The 1438-nt window shown below is 62.5% G+C and carries 1 protein-coding gene; it reads left to right on the forward strand.

Annotation, left to right across the window (positions count from 1 at the left end; translation table 11 throughout):
• The first annotated feature begins 116 nt into the window (after positions 1 to 116).
• Complete coding sequence (locus EVC45_RS44600) at positions 117 to 1397, forward strand: IS256 family transposase (protein ID WP_129964359.1); 1281 nt, start codon at positions 117 to 119, stop codon at positions 1395 to 1397.
• The last annotated feature ends 41 nt before the right edge of the window (positions 1398 to 1438 follow it).

A 1438-nucleotide genomic window follows, 5' to 3' on the forward strand; every position in this document is an offset into this window, starting at 1 on the left:
GAGCTAATCTCGGATCTGGTGTACGGCGGCAGGCGGGGGATACGAGGAAGGCGGTGGCGGTTGGCTGAGAATGTTGCTTTCTCAGGGTAACAAACCAGCAACCGAGCTCCACCACCATGGCGAAACGTACGCAGGAAGCGAACAACAGTCAAGCAGCAGCAACGGAAATGAAGGGGCCGCCGGGCCTGGACGATCTGATCCAGCAAGGCGCGCGGCAAATCATTCAACAGGCGATCGAGGCGGAATTGGCGGCATTGCTCGAACGGTATTCGAATGTGAAGACGCTGGAGGGTCGGCGCGCAGTCGTGCGTAACGGCTACTTGCCCGAGCGCGAGATCGTTACGGCTGTCGGCCCGGTTCAAGTTCAGGTGCCGAAGGTGCGCGATCGCTCGGGCTCGGGCGTGAAGTTCAATTCGAACCTCGTGCCGCCGTATGTGCGCCGCTCGCCGCGGGTGTCGGCCGCGTTGCCGTGGCTCTATCTGCGCGGCGTGTCCACAGGCGACATGAGCGAGGCGTTGAGCGTGCTGGTGGGCGATGATGCCAAGGGGCTTTCGGCGAATGTCGTGGTGCGGCTGAAGGCGCAATGGGCCGAAGAGTTCGAGCAGTGGAACAGGCGCGATCTGAAGCACGCGCGCTGGGTCTATTGGTGGGCCGACGGCATTCATACCGGCGCACGTAGCGAGGACAGCGACGGCCAATGCCTGCTGGTGATCATCGGCGTGAAGCCCGACGGCAGCAAGGAGCGTGTGGCCATCGCCGACGGCTATCGGGAATCGAAGGCATCGTGGCGCGACCTGCTGCTTGACCTGAAGGCCCGGGGCTTGCAGGCCGGCCCGCTGCTGGCAGCGGGTGACGGTGCGATGGGCTTGTGGGCCGCGCTCGAAGAAGTGTTCCCGCAGACCCGGCAACAACGCTGCTGGTTCCACAAGATTGGCAACGTGCTCAACGCCCTGCCGAAGGCACAGCATGGCCGCGCGAAAACAGACCTGGCGCAAATCTGGAATGCCGCTACTCGTGCCGAGGCACTCGTTGCCTTCGAGCGATTCGTCGCGACATATGGCGCCAGATATCCAAAGGCTGTCGAGAAGCTCAGCAGGGACCGCAATGAACTGCTCGCGTTCTACGACTTCCCGGCGGAACACTGGCAACACCTGAGAACGACCAATCCGATCGAGTCGACGTTTGCCACCGTGCGCCATCGCACGAGCCGCGCCCGAAACTGCCTGTCGCGCGCGACGTTCCTCGGCATGGCGTTCAAGCTCGTCGAATCGGCTGAGCAGTCGTGGCGTCGCATTCGCGGCGCCGAAAGAATCGAACAGCTTCTGAAGGGCATTCCCTTCGAAGATGGCGTCCCGGTGATCGAAAGCGCACCGGCTCAGCAACCGCTTGCCGCTTGATCATGCTCTGCCCCCGCATACACCAGAATTGACATTAACTC

Source organism: Paraburkholderia sp. UYCP14C (genome assembly GCF_004197395.1).
Taxonomy (GTDB): domain Bacteria; phylum Pseudomonadota; class Gammaproteobacteria; order Burkholderiales; family Burkholderiaceae; genus Paraburkholderia.